Source organism: Alloacidobacterium sp. (genome assembly GCF_035631355.1).
Lineage (GTDB): Bacteria > Acidobacteriota > Terriglobia > Terriglobales > Acidobacteriaceae > Alloacidobacterium.
The window spans coordinates 37826-59706 of the sequence record NZ_DASQIX010000090.1 but is presented as its reverse complement, the minus strand read 5'-3'; the positions used below and the strand labels follow the sequence as shown (position 1 = coordinate 59706).

Genomic DNA, 21881 nt, shown 5'->3' with positions numbered 1-21881 from the left:
ATAGAAGCAATGCAGATGTCAGAAACAATCCGGAAGTCCAGAACGGCAACCGCCGCATTGGCGCTTGCCGCGGGACTTGTGCTCGCGCTCTCGACCGCTTCCGCGCAAGTTTCGCCCTATGGTGAAAAGCAGATGGGCGAGCCTGCGAGCGACCAGTTGCCCACGGTCCTGAAGAAGGCCACCATCGTCCAGAAGCTCAATACGCAGATTCCGCTCGATGGCCAATTTGTCGACGATACCGGCCAGACCGTCCGGATGGGCGATTACTTCGGCAAGCGGCCCGCCATCCTGTCACTGGTCTATTACAACTGCCCCATGCTGTGCTCGGAAGAACTGGACGGCTTGGTCAGCGCGCTCAAAATGGTGAAGTTCAAGCCGGGCCGGGACTTCGACGTGATCGTCGTCAGCATCGACCCCAGTGAAACCCCGGAACTTGCTGCCCAGAAAAAAACCTTCTATCTCAAGCGCTACGGTCATCCGGAGACGGCGAACGGCTGGCATTTCCTTACCGGCGGGGAGACAGCGATAAGCGCTCTCGCGAATGCGACCGGCTTTGGCTATGTCCGCGTTCCCGGCCCCGATGGCAAGATGACGCAGTTTGCCCACGCCAGCGCCATCCAGTTGCTGACTCCTGACGGCAGAATTTCGCAGTACTACCTCGGCGTCGAGTTTTCGCCGAATGATTTGCAGCTTGGGCTGGTGGAGGCGTCAGACCACAAGATCGGCTCGCCGGTCGATAACATCCTGACCTACTGCTACCACTATGACCCGATGCTGAACCGGCACAGCCTCATCATTGCGCGCATCGTGCAGCTTGGCTGCCTGGTGACGCTGCTTTGCCTGGGCAGTTTCATGATTGTGATGTTCCGACGTGATCGGAAAAGAGCCAAGACCACGTCGGTTCCAAACTGGAAAAACGCGATCGGATAAAAGAGAACGATGCATTTCATCAGTCCAGTACTTTGGCAGTTCCTAGAGAAGTTTCTCAGCCGCTTCCCGCTGTTTCCCCCAGAGGCGTCGAGCATTGCTCCGTATGCTGACACGTTCTTCTTTTTCCTGCTGCTCATTTCCGCGTTTGGAACATGTGTGGTCATCGCGATGGTGGTCTCTTTCTCCATCCTCTATCGCAAGGAAAAGCATCCGGTGGCGACGCAGATCGAGGGTTCCACGCTGCTGGAGACGACCTGGACCATCATTCCTCTGGCCCTCTTCCTGATCTGCTTTGTCTGGGGCGCGCTGCTCTACTTCCGCATCTATAACCCGCCCACCAATGCCATGAATATCTACATCATCGGCAAGCAGTGGATGTGGAAGGCCGAGCATCCGGGCGGACAGCATGAGATCAACGCTCTGCACGTCCCCACCGGCAGAGCTGTACAACTCACCATGATTTCGCAGGACGTCTTCCATAGCTTTTCCATTCCCGCTTTCCGCGTAAAACGCGAGGTGATTCCGGGCCGCTACACCACGGTATGGTTCACGGCCACTAAACCGGGAACGTATCACCTGTTCTGCACGCAGTACTGCGGCACGCTTCATTCTCAGATGATCGGCGAGGTTGTTGCCATGACGCCAGATGACTTCCAGCGCTGGACAGCAGGCTCGACCAGCGGTGCATCGCTTGCCCAGAACGGCGAGCGCCTATTTGCCAGCCTTGGTTGCGCTTCCTGCCACTCCGGCAGCCCCGACGCGCACGGCCCAAGCCTGGCGCAGGTCTACGGCAGCAAGCTGCAAATGTCCAATGGCTCTTTTGTTACTGTTGACGACGCCTTCCTGCGCGACACGATTCTGAACCCGACCATGCACCAGGTAGCCGGGTATGCGCCGATTATGCCGACATATCAGGGACAGGTCAGTGAAGACGGTCTCATCAGCCTTGTTGAATACATTAAGAATTTAAACTCGAACTATCGTGTCCAGCAGACGCTGAACACAAGCCAGGTCCAGACTGTTGCTCCAGCGGCGGCCGGGACAGGGGTGGTGAACAAATGAGCACAAGTATTGTCCTTCCAGACCAGCAGACGGCGAAACTGCCCCAGCGGTCTTTCCTGAATAGCGAGTACGGACTCAAGAGCTGGCTGCTAACGCTCGACCATAAGCGCATCGCCATTCTCTATCTGTTCAGCACAGTCTTCTTTTTCACCATCGGCGGCACAGCGGCGGCGCTGATCCGGCTCAATCTGCTGACACCCGGCGGCGAGCTGGTGGCGGCGGACACTTACAACAAGCTGTTCTCCATCCACGGCATCATCATGGTGTTCTTCTTCCTGGTGCCGATTGCCCCGGCGGTGCTGGGAAACTTCCTCATCCCGCTCATGATCGGCGCAAAGGACGTCGCTTTTCCCAGACTCAATCTTCTTAGCTGGTACCTCTTCATCACCGGCGGCTGCATTGAGCTTTACGCCATCATCTGGGGCGGGATGGACACCGGCTGGACCTTCACCACGCCCCTCAGTACGCACTATGTAAATACCCATGTGATTGGCGCTGCCATGGGCATATTCGTGGCCGGGTTTTCGTCCATCCTCACCGGCCTGAATTTCATTGTGACCATCCATCGACTGCGCACGCCGGGCATGACCTGGTTCCGGCTGCCGCTGTTCATCTGGTCGTACTACGCCACCTCGATCATCTTTGTGCTCGCCACTCCGGTCATCGCCATCGCGCTGGCGCTCATCGTGCTCGAGCGCACCATCGGCATCGGCGTCTTTGACCCGGCCAAGGGCGGCGACCCGCTGCTTTTCCAGCACCTCTTCTGGTTCTATTCGCATCCCGCTGTCTACGTCATGATTCTGCCCGGAATGGGCGTGATCTCCGAGGTTGTCGCCTGTTTCAGCCGCAAGCGAGTCTTCGGCTACACCGCAGTCGCATTCTCCTCGGTGGCCATCGCCGTCTTCAGCTTCTTTGTCTGGGCGCACCACATGTTCATCATGGGCATCTCGAACTACTCCGCGCTTGTCTTTTCCCTGATGACCATGCTGGTGGCGGTGCCTTCGGCAATCAAGATCTTCAACTGGTCAGCGACCATGTACAAAGGGGCGGTCAGCTTTGACACGCCCATGCTCTATACCTTCAGTTTCATCGGCCTCTTCACCATCGGCGGACTGACCGGGGTCATGCTGGCCTCGCTGGGCATGGACATCCACCTAACGGAGACCTACTTCATTGTCGCCCACTTCCACTATGTCATGGTGGGCGGCATGGTCAGCGCGTTCATGGCTGGCCTGCACTTCTGGTGGCCCAAGATTAGCGGGCGCATGTATCCGGAAGCCATGGGGAGGCTGGCAGCGTCGGTGCTCTTCATCGGCTTCAACCTCACCTTCTTCCCGCAATTCATTGTGGGCTACCTGGGCATGCCGCGGCGCTATCACTCGTATCCGCCGGAGTTCCAGGTACTCAACGTGCTTTCTACCGCGGGCGCGTCGATTCTGGCTATCGGATACCTCCTGCCGATGGTCTATCTGACGTGGTCGCTCAAATTCGGCAAAATTGCTGGAGCCAATCCGTGGCGCGCGCCCGGCCTGGAGTGGCAGGTACAGTCGCCTCCATTGACCGAGAACTTCCCTGAAATGCCGGTCGTCGACTTCGAAGCCTACGACTTCGAATGGGTCGATAACCATTTTGAGAACGAGGTACAGACCGTTGGATAGCCAGGCGATCGCAATTCCCGCAACCCACAGCGAGCACGAACATTCGCCGCACCTGCATCATCATTTCGCGACGGAGGACCAGCAGCGCGAAGCCTCGAACTTCGGCATGTGGCTCTTCCTGCTCACCGAAATCATGTTCTTCGGCGGAATGTTCACCGCCTATCTCATCTACCGCAACTGGTATTACCCGGCTTTCGTTGCAGGCAGCCACTGGATGATCATCTGGGCGGGCACGCTCAACACCACCGTGCTGATCTGCTCCAGCTTCACAATGGCCATGGGCGTGCACTCAGCGGAAACGCGCAATCGCAAGGCGCTGCTGCGCTATCTTGGGGCCACGCTGTTCCTCGGGGTCGTCTTTCTAGGCATCAAGGCCTACGAATGGCATGATGAATGGGAGCATCATCACGTTCCCGGCTTGAATTTCAGCATCAACGAGTTTACGCACGTCGATCCGCGCTATCCCCAGGACAAACCGCTTGCCGTCGATATGGCTGAGAAGACCCAGTCGTACTTCTCGCTCTACTTCCTGCTGACTGGCGTGCACGCGCTGCACATGCTCATCGGCTGCTCGATTCTGATTTTCATCATCTTCCATGCGTCGCGGGGCGCCTACACCACCGGCCACATGAATTTTGTCGAGAACTTTGGGCTTTACTGGCACTTCGTCGATATTGTGTGGATATTCCTATTCCCATTGCTATACCTGATCAGTCGCCATCAGTGAGGATTTGAACCCTATGATCGAACCGTCACATCAAGAAGTACTCGATACCGAGCCGACGAAGCACGAAGTGCACATCGTAAGCCCGAAGCTCTACGCCATCATTTTCGGGACGCTGCTGTGCTTTACCGCGCTGACCGTCGCCGCTTCCTATCTGGAACTCGGCGTCTTCAATGCCGTCGTCGCTCTCGCTATCGCCTGCATCAAGGCAGTGTTGGTGATTTTGTTCTTCATGCACGTCAAGTACAGTTCGCGGCTGACGAAACTCACCGTCGCCGCCGGTTTCTTCACCTTCCTCGTCCTCATTACCATGTCGCTGACCGATTACGTCAGCCGTGCCTGGGGCCTCTGGTAGATTTCAATTCTCGCTGACAGAGAACGGCGGCCCAAGGCCGCCGTTTTGCTTGCAATGGCGTGAAACACAATCCTGATACAAGCCTTAACGACAGCATACCGGCATCTACTATCAGCAGAAGCATGAATCATATAGATAATCTGCCTTCTTTGTTGCGGCCATACGCTGACAATCCGCGCATCACCATCCGCCGCGCTGGTGAGCCGTTCAAAGACAGCAAATGCGTCGTCTACTGGATGCAGCGTGCGCAGCGCGGCATCGACAATCCGGCGCTTGATCTCGCCATAGCTCTGGGCAATGAGCTTGGATTACCGGTCGTCACCTTTTTCTCCATCATCGCAACCTACCCGCACGCTAATCTCCGCCACTATGCCTTCCTTAACCAGGGTTTGCCGGACATTGAAGAAGACCTCGCTGAACGCAACGTCTCGTTTATCGTGAGGCGTCCGCCAAACAATCAACTCGAGAAGTTCCTGCAAGAAGTTAGCGCGGCGCTCCTTGTCGGCGACGAAAATCCCTGCCGCGAGCCGGAGCGTTGGCGTCGGGTCCTGTCAAGACGAATGCACCTGCCGTTTCTCACCGTCGATGCAGACGTAGTCATTCCGTCAAAGCTCTTTCCCAAGCACCAATACGCGCTTCACATTTTGAAGCCGAAGCTCTACGCCGAGCTGCCAAAATACCTCGTGCTCCAGCCGAAGACTAAAGCAGACCATGAGTGGAAGCGCCCAGCGCGTTTTGAATCTATTGACCTCCGAACAGATGTAACGAAAGGCTGGAAAGACTTCGACCGCAGTGTCAGCCCAGTTGATACCTTCACCGGAGGCACTCATGCCGCGCTGAAACGCCTGAAGGATTTTGCCGACGACCGCCTGCATGCGTTTGCCACCAAACGTAATCACCCGGAATCCAATGGCACCAGCCGACTATCGCCTTATCTTCATTTCGGACAGATCAGCCCCATCACTATTGCACTTGCCGCGCAGAGAGCTGTCGCAGAAGGCAAAGCCTCTCCTGCCGCATACGAGGCCTACATCAACGAACTGATCGGCTGGCGGGAAATCTCCGTGAACTTTGTAAAGCATGTCCCTGATTACGACACGCTTGAGTGTGCGCCGGAATGGGCGCAGAAAACGCTGCGCGAGCACGCGCGGGATAAGCGCAATCCCGAATACTCCCTCGAAGAATTGGAGCAGGCAAAAACCTACGACGAGTTATGGAATGCCGCTCAGATGCAGATGGTGAAATACGGCTGGATGCACAATTATCTGCGCATGTATTGGGCCAAGAAGATTCTCGAATGGACTCCGTATCCGGCGCGTGCCTTTGAATACGCCGTCATCCTCAACGATAAATATGAACTCGACGGCCGCGATCCCAACGGCTATGCGGGAATTGCCTGGGCTATTGCCGGCGTACACGACCGTCCGTGGTTTGAGCGCCCTATCTTCGGTACGGTTCGCTATATGTCCGGAGCGTCCACCGGAAAGAAATTCAATTCCCGGCGCTACATCGAGAATGTCGCAGCAGGAAACTGGGCGGGCGATTAGCACGGCCTCTACAGAACCAAAGTAACTTTGCGTTGCGCGGGATTTCACGCATAATGAAGCCACTTTCCGCAACCACGCTACACCACTGGAACGCTTCTGCGTCCCGCGTCTATGGCGCAGAAGCGCTTTTTCTGTGTGTGCGCGGCTTAGGGATACATGGCAACGATTCGCTGGTGGAAGCTGGCCCTCTGGGCATCTATCGTCGCACCTGGTTGCGGATTTCTGGCTGCGCAGCAGTCGGTGCTTACGCCTGCGTGGCGCATTGCACCGCCCCAAACGCAGCGGTCTCGACACTTTCTTTCGCAGCGCGGGCTGAATCGCTCGCGGGAAAAAGTGTCCAACCCGGCCGGTCTTATGCTGGATGCGCGTACACAGCATGAGACGCTAAAAGCCATACCGAACAGCAGCGGCACAACACCTCTTACTGCTCCGTGGACGCCAGTTGGCCCATCCGCAGTCGAAACCGCCAGCTACGGCCTTATCACCGGGCGCGTCACAAGCATCGCCGTCGATCCGTCGGATGCTGGCGGCAACACTGTCTACGTCGGCAGCAGCGGCGGTGGCGTCTGGAAATCCACCAACGCAGCCGGTCCCGCAGGCTCTGTCAGCTTCACTCCCCTGACGGATATGCTGCCCATCTCCAGCGGCTGCAGCACATCGCCGGCACTCTCCTCGCTCAGCATCGGAGCGCTAAGCGTCCAGCCGGATAAAACAGGCATCGTTCTCGCCGGCACCGGCGATCCTAACGACTCGCTCGACTCCTACTACGGCAGTGGCATTCTCCGTTCGGCGGACGGAGGCAATACCTGGTGCCTTATCCCATACTCGGTCGATGAGTTTTACGGCGGGCTGCGCGGATACTCATTTATCGGTCTGGGCTTTGCCGGATTTGCCTGGAGCACGGTGAATCCGCAACTCGTGGTTGCAGCCGTGGCGCAGTCTGCGGAGGGAGCCGCTGTCGGCGCCACTACTGCCAACAGTTTTGCTGGGCTGTACTATTCGAGTGACGCGGGCCAAACCTGGCGGCTGGCAACCATCGAAGACAGTCCAACGCAGGTCATTCAATCCGCGCAAGTCACCTCGACCATCGACCCTGGAAACTCCGCGACCTCGGTCACATGGAATCCCGTCAGGCAGCGGTTCTATGCGGCAGTTCGCTACCACGGTTACTATGAATCATCCGACGGCGTCACCTGGACACGGCTTGCGAACCAGCCGGGCGTCAATCTCATCCCGGCACAGTGCCCGACAAATCCAAACTACATCGGATCCAGCGCCTGCCCCATCTTCCGCGGAACCATTACGTCGCAATCCGTCAGCGGCGATCTCTTTGCCGTCACTGTCGACAGTAACAACAACGATCAGGGCCTATGGCAGGATGTGTGTTCAGCCAATTCCAGCGGATGTGTATCCACCACGGTTACATTTGCAAATCAGATCGCCGACAGTGCCGTTGACACGGGTGGAGGCGCAAATATCCCGCAGGGCGATTATGATTTATCGCTTGCCGCCGTTCCTTCGCAGCAGGACACGCTGCTCTTTGTCGGCGCTCGCGACATCTTCCGCTGCAGCCTGGCCAATAGCTGCGCCTGGCGCAATACAACCAATGTGGATAATTGCGCCGCCGCGCAGGTTGCGCCCTCGCAACACGCCTTCGACGCGACCTTTGGCGCAAATGGCCTCATCTATTTCGGCAACGATGGCGGCTTGTGGCGCACTACGGACGATGTAAGCCAGCAGCAGTCTACCTGCTCCGTCGACGACGCTTCGCATTTCCAGAACCTGAACGGCGGCATTGGCTCGCTCGCGGAAGTCGGAGCTTTTTCGCAGGACCCACAGAATCAGAATGTCCTGATGGCGGCAATGGGCGCGTTCGGCACTGCGGCGCCACAAACCGGCTCAAGCGTATGGACCCAGGTCCTCGATGGTGAAGGCGACACGAACGCCATCGATCCCGAAAATCCGCAGAACTGGTACGCCACGTCCGCGTTTCCGCTGTCCATTAACCTGTGTACGCTGGGGGCCTCTTGCGACAAGGCCGCGTTCGGGCTTCCAGTCATTGGCAGCGCGCAGGTGGGTAATGACAGCTATGGTCTTTTCGGGATCGTGCCCTGGATTCTCGACCCGCAGAACACAGCGAACATGATTGTCGGCACCTGTCGCCTATGGCGCGGACCGGCGGCCAATGGAGCCGCATGGGGCGCAAGCAATGCCATCAGCCCCATGCTCGACAACGTCCAGACCCCATTCTGCGATGGCAATGCGCAGTTGCGCTCGCTTGCCGCATCAGGCAGCCCGAGTGACGCTTCTGGCACTCCCGAACAGATCTATGCCGGAATGTCAGGCAGTCTCGACGGCGGCGCAACGGTGGCGGGTCACGTTTACAGCGCTCCCGTAAGCGACGCAGCGGGAGTCATGCCGGCCTGGACAGACCTGTCTGTCTCCCCGGTCAGCAACAGTCCACTGTCCACATTCAACGCTGCAGGCTTCGACATTTCGAGCATTTATGTCGATCCTCATGACATCACGGGCAACACAGTCTATGTCACGGTGCAGGGCTTCATTGGCAGCGGCATAAATAGCTTTCTGGTGTACTGCTCGACCGATGGGGGAGCTCACTGGTACCAGATAGCGGCCAACTTGCCCGACACCCCAGCCAACAGCATCCTTGTCGATCCGAATGACGCGAACACCGTCTATGTGGCGCTCGATACGGGCGTCTACGTCACTCGTAATATCAATCAATGCATAGACAGCTCACAGGAGTGCTGGAGCGTGCTTGGGACAGGGCTCCCCAACGCTCCGGTTACCGAGTTGCAGGCGCTTAATTACGGCAGTACATCATTGCTCCGCGCCTCCACTTATGGACGGGGTATTTGGGAAATTCCACTGCTGACCGCTGGCAGCACGCCGACCACGGCAACTCTAGCTCCCTCTACGCTCACATTCGCAAGCCAGGCCGTAAACACAACCGGAGCCTCGCAGAACGTCACGCTCACCAATACCGGCACGTTTACGCTAACCATCACTAGTATCACCGTCAGCACGAACTTCACCGAGCAGGACAACTGCATGCAGCCGCTCGCTCCCAACGGCACATGCACGATTCAAATCAGCTTTGCTCCAACCGCTACAGGGCCGCTTAATGAAGATTTGACTGTATTCGGCAATCTTCCCGCGGGTCAGATCACAGCTTCTCTTTCAGGAACGGGCCTAGCAGCGGACAACATCGTGTTGTCGCCCACCAGCATGAATTTTGGCAGTTCGTTAATCGGCACAGCCACTGCGGCGCAGAACATCACGATTTCGAATACCGGCGGCGTGGCAGTCAACCTGAAATCGCCCTCTGTCACAGGCGATTTTCAAATAAGCGCAAACACCTGCGGACCATCGCTCCCGCCGAATTTCGGCTGTACCGTCTCCATCATCTTCAACCCGACAGTAGCGGGCGGGCGCGTTGGCGTATTTTCCATCACCGACGATGCGGACACACAGACCGTGCAGCTCTCCGGCAATGGTCAGGCGGCGGCCACAGCCGTGCTTTCCGGCAATAACCTGAATTTCTCCCAGCCCCAGACGGTCGGAACGAAAAGCAGTCCGCAGCAGGTCCTGCTCACCAACAACGGCGATGTTTCACTTGCCAACATCTCCGTTGCCGTAAGCGGCGACTTTGCCGCCCAAAACGATTGCGGCTCTTTCCTTGTTGGACATGCAAGCTGCGCCATCTCAGTTGTCTTCGTGCCAACGGCGGTTGGCCCCGAGATGGGATCGCTCACTATAAACACTCAGCTTGGCGCCCGGGCTGTCACCCTCTCCGGCACCGGCCTCGCTCCGCCCGGCGTCTCCGCACTGCCCGCCATGCTGAACTTCACGGGGCAGGGCGTTGGCACAACCAGCAATCCGCAAAGAGTTGTGCTGACCAACAATGGCGGCTCGGCGCTTACCGGCCTCACTCTTTCAGTCGGCGGCGACTACGCAATCACCGCCACAAACTGCTCAACTACCCAAACGCTGACTTCGGAAAGCGCTTGTTTTATCGATGTAACCTTTACTCCGACACAAACCGGAACGCGCAGAGGCCACGTTACCGTCAATGCCGCAAATCTCGCTTCTCCTCTGAATGTGGCTCTCTCGGGCGTGGGTGAAGACTTTCAGCTCACAGTCATGGGCCAGTCCTCTGCCGTGATCGTGAGCGGACAGATCGCAACCTACTCCATTCAGGTTGTTCCCGTTAGTGGATCGGCAGGTACATTAACGTTGGGATGCACCGGCGTTCCACCGAGCGCGACTTGTACTCTGAATCCGGCCACTCTGGTTCTCGCCGGCGGCGTCACCGGAAGTGCAACCGTCACTATTCAAACTGGCATAGCAAATACAAGCCCCGCAATCAGGTCTTATTGGCAGAGAGCAGGCATCGCGCTAGCTGCGCTCCTGCCGGGCGCCCTTCTGGGATTCAGGAAGCGCCGTGCGCGGATGCCTGCGTACTTCACCGTTCTAATTGCAACTTCGCTTGGACTTGTTCTGCTCCTACCAAGCGCCTGTGGCGCCCAAGCTAGCGGAGGAGGAACGACAACCACGCCTACTTCACCCACGCAGGGGGTCACAACACCGTCCGGTGTCTATACGCTGAACATCACCGCCTCCGTTCCCGGGTTGCAACGAAATGTCCCCCTAACCTTGACTGTCCAGTAGCTACAGCGTGGGTTAGGATGAAAGTACAACGTTCGCGCTTGAAAAAAGAGACTCGCCAATGGCATGAATCTGTTGTGGATGTGGGTTGATAAAGCGACAATACTTCCCCGTAACCCTCTAGGTGCCACATATTTCATCCCATGTCGGAAAGCTCTACACTGCAAATGGCGCTATGCCAAAGCGTGCTGGTAAATCTTTGACTGATTAAGGAGTAGACACGCGGTCGAGAGACTGTATGCATTATGCGTAAGCGACTGGCTCTTTCACTTTTCTTCTCTCTGCTGGCTGCCGTGCCGCATGCGCATTCCCAGATCACGTCCGGCGAACCGACTCAGGACCAGGGTGAAAGCGCTACCGATTGTTCCGATCCGGTAAATGCGATGTCCGCAGCTTGCAGTTCAAATCTGGGCCAGCAGGGCCAGTATGGGCTGGGCAACTACGGACAGCCAGGCTACGGGCAGACAGGAGAAAGAAACGTCCCCGCCGGCGCCCCCCTAAATACAAGGACATACACCGACTTAGGAAACGCCACAAGCGCATATGCAAATGCCAACCGCTACGTGCTGCCAACGACTGTCCCCGGTCCTCCGGAACCTCTGACCGAATTCCAGAAGTTCGTTGCTGGTACTACAGGTGAAGTGCTGCCCATTTTCGGCGCGAGCCTCTTTCGCAACGTACCCTCGACTTTTGCACCGGTTGAGCAGATTCCGGTAACGCCTGACTACATCATCGGGCCCGATGACGAACTGCGTATACGCGTCTGGGGACAGGTAAATTTCAACGCCGATGTGCGCGTCGATCGCTCTGGCTCGGTCTATCTGCCGCAGATTGGCGCGATTCACGTTGCCGGGCTGCCTTTCTCCGCGCTCGGACAGCATCTCCGCTCCGAGATTGGCCGCGTATTTCGCAATTTCGATCTCACTGTCGATGCCGGTCAGCTTCGCTCGATTCAGGTATTTGTGGTGGGTCAGGCGCGTCGACCAGGATCTTATACTGTCAGCTCGCTTAGCAGCCTGGTCAATGCGCTATTCGCCTCCGGCGGCCCATCAACGCAAGGATCGCTCCGTCACATTCTGCTCAAACGCCAGGGCAAGACCATCACCGATTTCGATCTTTATGATCTGCTGATCAACGGCGACAAGTCGAAGGATGCCCAGCTGTTGCCCGGCGACGTTATCTTCATCCCACCGGCCGGCCCACAGGTTGCCCTGACCGGCAGCGTCCGCCATCCTGCCATTTACGAATTGCATGACGATAGCACCACGCTGCAGCAGTTACTTGCCGACGCCGGTGGCGCCTCAACTACAGCATCCGATTCGCGCATTTCGATCGAGCGCATTCAGAATCACAGTGCTCGCGAAGCCATGGAGGTTTCCTTCGATGCGACAGGTCTGGCGACAACATTGCGCGATGGAGATGTGCTGCGAGTGCTTTCTATCGTGCCACGTTACCAAAAGACAGTGACCCTTCGCGGCAATACGGCCAACCCCGGCCACTTCGCCTGGCATGAGGGCATGAAACTCAGCGATTTAATCCCAGACCGAGACTCGCTGGTGACGCGAGACTACTATTGGCGTCGCGCGCAACTGGGCCTGCCCACGCCGGAATTTCAGCCCTACGTTTCCGGCCCTGTAGAGTATCAACCTTCGAGTTCGATTGATCTCCAATCGCGGCAGGCATATCAGCAGTGGCAGTTACAGAATCGAATGCAACGCCTGCCAAACGGCCAGTATGTTTTTGTAAATCCGCAGGGAACTCAAGGACAGCCCGGCCAGACGGTACCCAATCAGCAAAATTCTCCCGTGAACCAGTACCCGTATGCGCAGGGAAATGTCTATTTGCAAGGGGAACCGCAGTACAGCATTCTTCTGCCATCGACTGGTCAACAACAAGCGACAGACTTGGGTGGAACATCAGCGTCTGGAACAACTGCGCAGCAGCCGCAGCAGCAACAACAACAATCCCCCGGCCAGGTTCCCTCTGGTCCTGCCATACTCAATCCTTCACAGATGGCCAGCAGTGGCAGCTTGGCCGGACGACAGACTCAGATCATTACCCAAAATACGGAATCGGCGTTTCGAAAGAATGATGTGAAGTTGTCGGCGCCCGAGATCGACTGGAATTATGCTGTCATAGACCGCACCGACCCAGTTACTCTCAAGACTTCATTGATTCCGTTTAATTTAGGGAAACTGGTCCTAGAGCACGATCCCTCGCAGAATCTCACTCTTGATCCTGGCGACGTGGTGACGATATTTTCCCAAGCCGATATTCGTGTTCCCGTTGCGCAGCAGACAAAATTCGTGCGCCTGGAAGGCGAGTTCGTCAACTCAGGGATTTACAGCGTGCTTCCGGGCGAGACTCTGCGCCAGCTCATCGTGCGCGCTGGCGGCCTGACTCCAGGCGCATATCTTTACGGATCCGAATTCAACCGCGAATCAACGCGCGTGCTGCAGCAGCAGCGCATCGACGAATACGTGCAGAATCTGGAATTGGAGATCCAGCGAGGGGCGATCGCAGGTGTCGCTTCTTCAGTCAACGCTCAGGACGTTGCGGCCGCCAATGCAGCTGCGACGGGTTCGCGTGAACTGCTAAACAGGCTGCATCAGTTGCGGGCTACCGGACGCATCGTGCTGCACCTCAATCCGGACAGCGTCGGCGTGGACAGCCTGCCAGATTTATCTCTCGAAGATGGCGATGTCTTTATGGTGCCCCCTGCCCCCGCCACGGTGAACGTGGTCGGGGCAGTCTATGACCAGAATTCCTTCATGTATCTACCCAACCATCGTGTGGGTGACTACCTCAAAACCGCTGGCGGGCCGGGACGAGATGCCGATAAAAAGCATATGTTCATTATTCGTGCTGATGGCTCTGTGATCAGCAAGACGACAGCGAATGGATTATGGGGAAATACTTTTGAAGCAGCGCGCATGAATCCTGGTGACACTGTCGTAGTACCGGAGAAGACGTTCAGGCCGACGGCACTTCGTGGCCTGCTTGACTGGTCACAACTCTTCTCTCAACTGGCTCTTGGAGTCGCGGCAGTCAGTGTAATCTGATGAAATTTGAGTAGCTTCGCTCGATGGCGACATATGTTCTTCGGGGGTGGGAAGGCAACTTTTGGAAAGAGGAAATGGTCCAAGTCAGAAGGCGACGTTCGGGTAGCCACTCCTTTTAGACAACTGTCAATTATTCCAGTTTTCCCATCGGCCATGGGACTGTACCTTTGCTATATGGTTGTTGCGATATCTCTTTTGATGGGCGTTTGGCGCCCGGCATTTTACGGCTAAATTGAACGGCCAGGTAGATTTGTTCCCCAATGAGTTCAGTAACCTAACAACCCAATGAAGTTATTGGCGGATTGCTTCAAAATGGCTTGAATCGGCGCAAGACTTGTATACACTGTACCTTGCTGTACCAGGACCGACCAAATGAACCCATCCTCCGTTCCTTTGCACTCTCGCCCTGCAAGCAGCATAGAGGGGCGTTCCGATGCCTCGATCGACGCAACAAAGTTGCATGCCTTTTCAGGGACGGTTTATAGTCGTGCCTCTGCCTATCAACCGCTGGAAGCCCAGGCATGGAGCCTCTCGGACGGCAAGCGGCTCTTTGATCTAGTCTGTGCCAGCGTCGGCTTCGTCGTCTTTTTCCCTTTCATGGTAGTCATTGGCTTGGTGGTTGCCGCCACCTCACCCGGCCCCGTTTTCTTCCGACAGAAAAGAACGGGTCGGCTGGGTTCGCTGTTCACGATCTATAAATTCAGAACCATGATCGCTGAGGCCGAAAATGGCCCCTGTATTACCGTGCAGGGCGACTGCCGGATCACTCCTGTAGGTGTCCTTCTGCGCAAATTCAAGCTTGATGAGCTCCCACAATTCGTCAACGTAATCAAAGGAGACATGAGCTTCATCGGGCCGAGACCAAAGCTTCCACACCATGAAAGTCTGCACATGCCATTCCGCCCTGGCATTACAGGCGCGGCCACGCTTGCCTTCCGCTGCGAAGAAGAACTCCTGCGCCATGTCCCGACGCAGGACCTTGATCTGTATTATGCTCGCACGATTAAGCCCCTCAAGGCGAAGCTGGACTGGGAATACATGCAGCGCGCTACCTGGTGGTCTGATCTTGGCCTGCTCTGGTGCACGCTGACGGCGTGCCTCTCCTCCCGCAGCGTGCCTTCGCCGGTGATTGAGTTTCCCGGGCAGGTATAACTCCAGACGCAAAACAGGACCGGCCTTTGCCACTATACTTTAAGTAAGGCGAAGCAATTCCCTTGCATGAGGAAGCGCATTGGTATGAGTGATTCCCCAACTGTATCTGTCGAAGATGTCCGGCGAGTAGCCGGGCTGGCCAATCTTGAGTTGACTGCTGACGAGGAAGTCCGCATGTTACGCGATCTGAACGCGATCCTTGGGCACGTGTCTCAGTTGAACGAGCTCGATACCGCGGAGGTGCTACCCATGGCACAGGTCAGCGAGGTAATAGGGAACAGCCAATTGCAGGAGGTGCTTCGCTCCGATGAAACGCGGCCCTCACTCGACCGCGACCGCGTCATGGCCGGCGCACCCGAAACAAACGGTGCATTCTTCAAGGTTCCTAAAGTTATCGAGCGCTAATGACAGTCGAAACAGCAGCAACCAAGCCGCTTTCCATCAGCAACATTCGCGATTCAATTGCGTCGGGCGCACGCAGCTCAAGCTCCTTCGCCGAAGCATGCTTTTGTCAAATCGACGCTCGCGATGCGCAGATTCACGCCTATCTTTCAATCAACCGCGAGCGAGCGCTTGAACAGGCCATGAGTATGGATGGACTTGCTAAGAAAGGCGAAGTGCTGCCTGTGCTTGCAGGCGTGCCCATAGGCATTAAAGACGTCCTGATGGTCGAGGGCCTGCAGGCCACCGCCGGCTCTAGAATCCTCGAAGGCTACCGGGCGCCCTACACAGCAACGGCAGTGAAAAAACTTGAAGCAGCCGGAGCAATCATTCTGGGCAAACTCAACTGCGACGAGTTCGCGATGGGATCCTCAAATGAAAACTCGGCATATGGCCCTGTGCGCAACCCCCATGCGCTGGACAGGGTTCCTGGTGGATCCAGCGGAGGCTCCGCCGCAGCCGTGGCCGCAGGCATGGCCGTCGCTACCCTGGGCACCGATACTGGAGGCTCCATCCGCCAGCCCGCGTCCTTCTGCGGCGTCGTCGGCATTCTGCCTACCTACGGGCGCGTCTCCCGTTACGGCCTGATTGCTTTTGCCTCATCGCTCGACCGGATCGGCCCATTCACAGCAAATGTGCGCGACGCTGCCACCGTTCTCGGCGTCATCGCCGGTCATGACCCGCTCGACGCAACTTCATCGTCTCAGCTTGTGCCTGACTACACCGCCGAAATGGACAAAGGCGTTGCCGGACTGCGCCTCGGTGTTCCCTCTGAATACTTCGCCGAGGGTCTCGACCCGAAAGTTCGCGCCGCAGTGGAACGCAGCATCGATCAACTTCGTGCCGCCGGCGCTGTCATCAAGCCAATCTCGCTGCCACATACGCACTATGCTATTCCGACGTATTACATCATTGCCACTGCCGAAGCTAGCGCCAACCTCGCTCGTTTTGACGGTGTGCGCTACGGTTTCCGCGCAAAGGATTCCGACACACTGTCGGCCATGTATCGCCGCTCGCGCGATGGCGGATTCGGCCCAGAAGTCAAGCGCCGCATCATGCTCGGCACCTACGCGCTGAGCGCGGGGTATTATGATGCGTATTACAAGAAGGCTCAGCAGGTACGACGTCTCCTCGCCGAAGACTTCCTGAAAGCATTCGCCGAAGTCGATGCCATCCTCACGCCGACTGCACCGACACCGGCATTCAGGCTCGGCGAAAAAGCCGATGATCCGGTCTCGATGTATCTTGCCGATATCTACACCGTCACCGCTAGCCTCGCCGGAATATGCGGCCTCTCAGTTCCGTGCGGAAAGTCGCGGGAGGGCCTGCCCATTGGCCTGCAGATTCTAGGCAAGCACTTTGACGAAGCCATGGTCCTTCGCGTAGCGCAGGCAGTTGAGACGCTGCAACAATAGCGTTTTCCTTCTCTGTGGTGAACGTCTAAACCGCCTCTTCGCCCAGCGTGAACCGCAGTTCCCGCGACTCGCTCCATGCCATGCGCAGGCCGTCGGCCACAGGCCTGCTGCCCATCAGACGCACCGCTTTGATGGCGAGAGCCAGGTATGAAGGCGCTTCCTGGCTGGGCCACAATTCCCGCAGCGGTCGAACCACCCCGTTATGATCCGGGTGGAAGACGCGCTCGTCCCAGTAGCGAGAACCCTGCGGAAACTCCGGGTAATCACGGATGGCGTCGAGCGTCGATTCCAGAATGCGGTGCTTCCACGGCCCCGCGTACTGCGGCATGAATAGGACATGGCTGCGGCCCTCGTAACGAATCTCGTGCACAAATTCCGTAAACGTGGCTGCGTTCGACAGGTTCACATTCGCGTTCGGCTCGATCCCATGGCGGTCGCCGCCCGAGATGAGCAGCTTTCCCCATTGCTTCGCCAGTCTTTTCACCGCGCGATTTTCCTCCCAGTGGCGCAGCCCGTTCAACTCCAGCGCATGGATGAATCTGTGATTGGCCTCCATAAAGTTCTGTACCCGCTGCTGGTGTTTGGCATCGCCGATCAGGTAGAGGTCCCACATCGGGTGGTTGAAGACGATCAGCACGTTCGGCAACGCGTGCAGCGCAGCCAGAATCTCAGTCAGGCTTTCATCATTGGGATTGGCCGTATATTCCTCAAAAGCCTTCATCCATGCCGCGCCACTTTCGCTGGGCAGGTTGTGGATGCCGAGATGAAAGGCCTGATCCCCTCCGAAAGGTGCGCTCCACTCAACGGATACCGGTATGTGCCGCGCTGAAGCCACGGTCCTCAGCAGCATCGGTGCGTTGATGTTGTCGTGGTCGGTAATCGAAACCAGTGGCCGCAGCCCAAGTTTGCTCAGGATTTGCCCGCTCTCAAGATCGAATGCCAGACGCGGCGTCAAAGGCGGCGTCCAATATGCGGCTGCATAGTTAACGGGAATGTTGTAACGCTCGCGCGACCGACGCTCCGCCTCACGGAAGATGGGGCGCAATAGCCGGTACTGTGTGCCCAGATTTGCCAGGAAATCCAGCGTCTCCTTCGATTGGTTCGTGTGGCTGTGCAGGGAAACGCCCGTCGAGTACTCCCGGTTAATGCGTGTTTCTTTCCACAGATACGAGATGCGCCGCAGATCAGTCATTTCATCCCCCTGCCCCGCGCAACATGTTCATGTGGCACGGTTTCCGGTTCTCCGCTCCTGATCCCAGTATTGGGGATGCACCATGAATGCGGCATTACGTGTGCAACAAAGGAAGGTCAAATTGCAGGAGGGAATCTAACTGACAAATAAAAGAGGAAGGTATTGGTTGCTGCCGGCCCCAAGTTTGATTCGCATATTCACTTTGTTTAGAATGACTTATGGCAAACGCAGAGGACGAGGTCGCCTCCTTAAGGGCGCGTGCGTGCAATTTCCGGACGTAGCGCGCTATCGTCGGAATCCGAGGGTTGAGCTTCAGTCGTTAGATGGTTTTTCGTCAGGCCATCCTTGAGAATCGCGAAAGCTTCCTCGGGCGTATCGGCGAACTGGAAGAGTTCGCGATCGCGCGGGGATATGGTGCCCCTGTCCACAAGCACATCGAGGTTCACGACACTTTTCCAATAGGACGACCCATAAACAACTACGGTGATCTTCTTGGCCAGCTTCTGCGTTTGCGCCAGTGTCAGCAACTCAAACATCTCGTCGAGCGTGCCGAAGCCGCCGGGAAAGACAACCAGCGCCTTCGCCAGGTAGGCGAACCAGTACTTGCGCATGAAAAAGTAGTGAAACTCGAAATTAAGCGCGGGAGTGATGTACGGATTCGGCTCCTGCTCGAAGGGCAACTTGATATTTAGACCGATGGTCTTGCCTCCGGCCTCATAGGCGCCGCGGTTGGCGGCCTCCATAATGCCTGGTCCACCGCCAGAGGTCACGACGAAGCGATCGCGCCGCGAGCGCAGAGTTTTCGTCCACTCCGTCAGCATAAAGGCAAGCCGTCGCGCGTCTTCGTAGTACCTAGCCATTTCGACGGCAGCCTCGGCGCGGCGCAGTTGCAGTTCACTGCTTGCGCCATCAGGCTTGGGCCTTCTCGCAGGCTGCTCCTCCGGCGGAGCGGGCTGCTGTGAACCAGTATTTTCCAGCAGCTCAAGTTCGTGGCTGGCTACGTCAAGCGCGCGAAAACGGGCCGAGCCGAAGAAAACAACCGTGTCCTGGATGTGCTCGCGGCGAAACCGCGCCAGCGGCTCAGAATATTCCGAAAGAATGCGGATGACGCGCCCTTCCGGGCCGTTGAGAAATGTCGGATTTTCGTAAGCAAGCGCTGCGCTCGCCAGAGGAGAAAGGTTCTTATCGGACATTAAGGCTCACGGTATTCGATCGCGTCGCTGACCGCAATCCAGATATTCAGCAGCCCCAGCCCGGAGACAATGCCCCGAACTGCGCCGTTCGCGGTAAGCCAGGCGATCTGCGGAACGAGGCTGAAGAGATGGTTTTCGTCCCACAGATGCGTCCACGGCAACGCCACAACCAGCAGGCCCAGATACAGCCGCACAATGACACGGAGAAAAAGATCGATCCGCCTCAGCCAGACCGGCGTGCGGTGTTGATTTTCAATTAGCTGTGGCCCAGGTTTCGGAGCGGGTTCGGTCGAGCCGTGTGGTGCGTTGGACGAAAACAGGTTCGGCTGATGCGACATGCGTTTTGAGTGGGCAGCGAAAGGCAGGCGTGCCCAAACTGCTCTTTCCAAAACAGTAACACATGGACTGGGTGGAGGGTGCAGGTCTCAGGGTACAGAGCTCAACGCTCAGCAGGAAGAGATGGTGCCCTTGCGCCCTGAGTGCTGTGCCCTGTTCTACGCTACCGGCACAGCATGGCGCTTCGGTCGGCGGTTCGCTTGGAGAATCTTCTTACGAAGGCGTAAAGACTTCGGTGTAACCTCGACCAGTTCGTCGTCGGCAATAAATTCAATTGACTGCTCAAGGTTCAGCAGGCGAGGCGGTGCAAGTCGGATCGCGTCATCCGCACTGGAGGCGCGCATGTTGGTCAGTTTCTTTTCGCGAACAGCATTCACGTCGAGATCGTTGTCGCGCGAGTGCTCGCCGACCACCATGCCTTCATAGGCTTCGACGCCGGGTTGCACAAAGAGCACACCGCGGTCCTGGAGTCCATCAAGAGCGTAAGCGGTGATCGTACCGGCGCGATCGGCTATGAGCGCGCCGGTGAGACGCTGCGGAATCTCGCCTTGGTATGGAATATAGCCGTCGAAGAGCGAATTCATCACGATAGTGCCGCGCGTCTCAGTGAGCATTTCGCTGCGCAGTCCGATCAGCCCGCGGCTGGGCACGCGGAACTCAAGCCGCACACGGCCCGAGCCGTGGTTGTGCATCTTGGTCATCTCACCCTTGCGTGGCCCAAGGCGTTCGATAACGACGCCAACAAAGCTTTCGGGAATGTCGATGGTGAGATGTTCGACCGGCTCCATTACTTTGCCATCGATGGTGCGGGTTACGATCTCGGGCCGGCCAACCATCAGCTCATAGCCCTCGCGGCGCATCATCTCGATCAGGATGGCAAGCTGCAATTCGCCGCGGCCCATAACTTTGAAGCTGTCCGGGCTGCCTGTCTCTTCCACACGGATCGAGACGTTCGTGAGCAGCTCTTTTTCAAGACGTTCGCGCAGATTGCGCGAGGTCACAAACTGGCCTTCGCGCCCGGCAAAAGGTGAGTTGTTGACCGAGAACTGAATGGCGATAGTCGGCTCGTCAATTACAATCGCCGGCAGCGGGGCGGGGTTCTCAATGCCGGTAATGGTTTCGCCGATGGTGATGCCTTCTACCCCTGCGATAGCCACGATATCGCCAAGCTCGGTAGCTTCGATGTCAACGCGTTTCAATCCAGCAAAACTGAAGAGCTTGGTAATGCGCGTCTTCTGTAGCGAACCATCGCGCTTGGAGATATTAACCTCGTCGCCAGTACGTAGCGTGCCGTTAAAGACGCGGGCAATGGCGAGACGCCCCAAATAGTCAGAGTAGTCGAGGTTCGTGACCAGAATCTGCAGCGCACCTTCGGCATCGCCGCCTGCGGGTGGAATCGCGTTCAGGATGGTGTCAAAGAGTGGCTGCAGATCTGTTCCCGGAGTGGCGGCCTCCGCGCTTGCAAGGCCAAGCTTGCCGTTCGTATAGAGCACGGGGAAGTCAAGCTGGTCTTCTGTTGCGTCCAGATCGATGAACAGATCATAGACCTCGTTCAGCACTTCCTGCGGACGCGCGTCCGGGCGGTCGATTTTATTGATGACAAGGATCGGCTGCAGTCTCGCCTCAAGCGCCTTTGATAGAACGTAGCGGGTTTGCGGCAGCGGGCCTTCCGAGGCGTCGACCAGCAGGATCACACCGTCAACCATCTTCAGCGCGCGCTCCACTTCGCCGCCGAAATCGGCGTGGCCCGGCGTATCGACAATGTTGATCTTCGAGTCTTTGTAATAAATCGCAGTATTCTTGGCGAGAATCGTGATGCCGCGCTCGCGCTCCAGGTCGTTCGAGTCCATCACGCGCTCGGCAACGGCTTCATTGGCGCGGAAGGTGCCGGCTTGACGCAACATGGCATCCACAAGCGTGGTTTTGCCATGGTCGACGTGGGCGATGATGGCGATGTTGCGAATGGCAGTGCTCATGGGCGCAAGTGTCCTCTTCTCTTCCTAGACCAGTGTAGGTAATTTTGTGGGTGGCTGCCTGGCTGGATAAGGTAGGGCAGCAGGAACTTATTTCCTTTACATAGTTTACCAGCAGCGATTGAATGGAACCTGGAATCGGGCCGAGTATC

Annotated in this window: 15 protein-coding genes; 11 read left to right on the top strand and 4 right to left on the bottom strand. The window is 57.2% G+C overall.

Annotated elements, in window-relative coordinates; translation table 11 throughout:
- The first annotated feature begins 15 nt into the window (after positions 1-15).
- From VEV40_RS16545 to gatA, 11 genes are all read left to right on the top strand, one after another.
- Positions 16-930 (top strand): SCO family protein, encoded by a 915-nt coding sequence (locus VEV40_RS16545; protein WP_324833916.1) that lies wholly within the window; start codon positions 16-18, stop codon positions 928-930.
- 9 nt (positions 931-939) lie between these two features.
- Positions 940-1992, top strand: a complete 1053-nt coding sequence (gene coxB / locus VEV40_RS16540; RefSeq protein WP_324833915.1) for a cytochrome c oxidase subunit II — start codon at positions 940-942, stop codon at positions 1990-1992.
- A complete protein-coding gene (locus VEV40_RS16535) occupies positions 1989-3650 on the top strand; it encodes a cytochrome c oxidase subunit I (protein ID WP_324833914.1) in 1662 nt (553 codons plus the stop codon). Before coxB ends, VEV40_RS16535 begins: the two co-directional genes overlap by 4 nt.
- Positions 3643-4377, top strand: a complete 735-nt coding sequence (locus tag VEV40_RS16530) for a cytochrome c oxidase subunit 3 family protein (protein ID WP_324833913.1) — start codon at positions 3643-3645, stop codon at positions 4375-4377. Before VEV40_RS16535 ends, VEV40_RS16530 begins: the two co-directional genes overlap by 8 nt.
- A 13-nt stretch (positions 4378-4390) precedes the next feature.
- A complete protein-coding gene (locus VEV40_RS16525; RefSeq protein ID WP_324833911.1) occupies positions 4391-4729 on the top strand; it encodes a cytochrome C oxidase subunit IV family protein in 339 nt (112 codons plus the stop codon).
- A gap of 122 nt (positions 4730-4851) precedes the next feature.
- The gene (locus VEV40_RS16520) at positions 4852-6276 is read left to right on the top strand and encodes a deoxyribodipyrimidine photo-lyase (protein ID WP_324833910.1); all 1425 of its coding nucleotides are present in this window, start codon (positions 4852-4854) and stop codon (positions 6274-6276) included.
- A gap of 156 nt (positions 6277-6432) precedes the next feature.
- Positions 6433-10968 carry a choice-of-anchor D domain-containing protein gene (locus VEV40_RS16515; protein ID WP_324833907.1) on the top strand — a complete coding sequence of 1512 codons (4536 nt, stop codon included), beginning with the start codon at positions 6433-6435 and terminating at the stop codon, positions 10966-10968.
- A 242-nt stretch (positions 10969-11210) separates the two neighbouring features.
- Complete coding sequence (locus VEV40_RS16510) at positions 11211-14027, top strand: SLBB domain-containing protein (protein ID WP_324833905.1); 2817 nt, start codon at positions 11211-11213, stop codon at positions 14025-14027.
- Between the two features lie 372 nt (positions 14028-14399).
- A complete protein-coding gene (locus VEV40_RS16505; protein WP_324833903.1) occupies positions 14400-15179 on the top strand; it encodes a sugar transferase in 780 nt (259 codons plus the stop codon).
- Positions 15180-15263: 84 nt separating this feature from the next.
- A complete protein-coding gene (gene gatC / locus VEV40_RS16500) occupies positions 15264-15584 on the top strand; it encodes an Asp-tRNA(Asn)/Glu-tRNA(Gln) amidotransferase subunit GatC (protein ID WP_324833901.1) in 321 nt (106 codons plus the stop codon).
- Positions 15584-17035 carry an Asp-tRNA(Asn)/Glu-tRNA(Gln) amidotransferase subunit GatA gene (gene gatA / locus VEV40_RS16495; protein WP_324833900.1) on the top strand — a complete coding sequence of 484 codons (1452 nt, stop codon included), beginning with the start codon at positions 15584-15586 and terminating at the stop codon, positions 17033-17035. The genes gatC and gatA overlap by 1 nt, the downstream gene beginning before the upstream one ends.
- A 25-nt stretch (positions 17036-17060) precedes the next feature.
- Here the strand turns inward: gatA and VEV40_RS16490 are convergent, their stop codons facing one another.
- From VEV40_RS16490 to typA, 4 genes are all read right to left on the bottom strand, one after another.
- Positions 17061-18227, bottom strand: a complete 1167-nt coding sequence (locus VEV40_RS16490; protein ID WP_324833899.1) for a hypothetical protein — start codon at positions 18225-18227, stop codon at positions 17061-17063.
- 248 nt (positions 18228-18475) lie between these two features.
- Positions 18476-19420, bottom strand: coding sequence for a TIGR00730 family Rossman fold protein (locus VEV40_RS16485; RefSeq protein ID WP_324833898.1), 945 nt, complete (start codon positions 19418-19420; stop codon positions 18476-18478).
- Positions 19420-19758 (bottom strand): hypothetical protein, encoded by a 339-nt coding sequence (locus tag VEV40_RS16480; protein WP_324833896.1) that lies wholly within the window; start codon positions 19756-19758, stop codon positions 19420-19422. Before VEV40_RS16480 ends, VEV40_RS16485 begins: the two co-directional genes overlap by 1 nt.
- Before the next feature lie 156 nt (positions 19759-19914).
- Positions 19915-21732, bottom strand: coding sequence for a translational GTPase TypA (typA, locus tag VEV40_RS16475; RefSeq protein ID WP_324833895.1), 1818 nt, complete (start codon positions 21730-21732; stop codon positions 19915-19917).
- Positions 21733-21881 lie beyond the last annotated feature (149 nt).

Bases quoted from the DNA above. Each gene is read 5' to 3' on its own strand.
- VEV40_RS16510 (WP_324833905.1), top strand. From the start codon at position 11,211: ATGCGTAAGCGACTGGCTCTTTCACTTTTCTTCTCTCTGCTGGCTGCC.
- VEV40_RS16515 (WP_324833907.1), top strand. From the start codon at position 6,433: ATGGCAACGATTCGCTGGTGGAAGCTGGCCCTCTGGGCATCTATCGTC.
- VEV40_RS16525 (WP_324833911.1), top strand. From the start codon at position 4,391: ATGATCGAACCGTCACATCAAGAAGTACTCGATACCGAGCCGACGAAG.
- VEV40_RS16505 (WP_324833903.1), top strand. From the start codon at position 14,400: ATGAACCCATCCTCCGTTCCTTTGCACTCTCGCCCTGCAAGCAGCATA.
- gatA (WP_324833900.1), top strand. From the start codon at position 15,584: ATGACAGTCGAAACAGCAGCAACCAAGCCGCTTTCCATCAGCAACATT.
- VEV40_RS16520 (WP_324833910.1), top strand. From the start codon at position 4,852: ATGAATCATATAGATAATCTGCCTTCTTTGTTGCGGCCATACGCTGAC.
- VEV40_RS16535 (WP_324833914.1), top strand. From the start codon at position 1,989: ATGAGCACAAGTATTGTCCTTCCAGACCAGCAGACGGCGAAACTGCCC.
- VEV40_RS16485 (WP_324833898.1), bottom strand. From the start codon at position 19,420: ATGTCCGATAAGAACCTTTCTCCTCTGGCGAGCGCAGCGCTTGCTTAC.
- VEV40_RS16545 (WP_324833916.1), top strand. From the start codon at position 16: ATGTCAGAAACAATCCGGAAGTCCAGAACGGCAACCGCCGCATTGGCG.
- typA (WP_324833895.1), bottom strand. From the start codon at position 21,732: ATGAGCACTGCCATTCGCAACATCGCCATCATCGCCCACGTCGACCAT.
- VEV40_RS16490 (WP_324833899.1), bottom strand. From the start codon at position 18,227: ATGACTGATCTGCGGCGCATCTCGTATCTGTGGAAAGAAACACGCATT.
- coxB (WP_324833915.1), top strand. From the start codon at position 940: ATGCATTTCATCAGTCCAGTACTTTGGCAGTTCCTAGAGAAGTTTCTC.
- VEV40_RS16480 (WP_324833896.1), bottom strand. From the start codon at position 19,758: ATGTCGCATCAGCCGAACCTGTTTTCGTCCAACGCACCACACGGCTCG.
- gatC (WP_324833901.1), top strand. From the start codon at position 15,264: ATGAGTGATTCCCCAACTGTATCTGTCGAAGATGTCCGGCGAGTAGCC.